The organism is Brevibacterium sp. SIMBA_078, assembly GCF_046534565.1.
GTDB lineage: Bacteria > Actinomycetota > Actinomycetes > Actinomycetales > Brevibacteriaceae > Brevibacterium.
On record NZ_JAWRYQ010000028.1, the window covers coordinates 1 to 447 of the forward strand.

Here is a 447-nt window from a genome sequence, read left to right on the forward strand (position 1 = left end):
GGTATGTTCTGAACCCAAGTAATACATCAGCATCAAAATCAGCAAATGACAGCGGATTTCCTTCACAATATCTCTTTAGATGCATTAACGATGATTCCCATAGCGATACGTTTGATGGGCTATCAGTGTGCTCTTTGTCATTAATTATTTGCTGCATGTAGCTATAAAAGCTTTCTTGCTGTTTTTCTGAGTCTTCAAAGTGATGCTTGTTGTTAGCTAAATCGACAATCGCTTGCGCTCTTATCTTTTCTGAAATATCTAAGGTCTTTTTATTGTGGTCACGTTGGAACTTGTCTTTAGGGTTGGCATAAATGAACAAGTCCATTGATTGTCTTTTACGGCGTTTAACTCGTTTGCCGTTTTCGTTTAGGTAAGAACCATAATTTCTGGTTAACAGTAGTTGTTGGCGGCCTGTGCTATCAGGTGATTTTTTCTCGATGGTTAGTT

General features: G+C 38.3%; 1 protein-coding gene. It reads right to left on the reverse strand.

Features of this window, described 5'->3' with window-relative positions:
• Positions 1–447, reverse strand: a 447-nt coding sequence (locus tag SB749_RS18710; RefSeq protein ID WP_410711622.1) for a phage integrase SAM-like domain-containing protein, incomplete at both ends; no start/stop codon positions are given.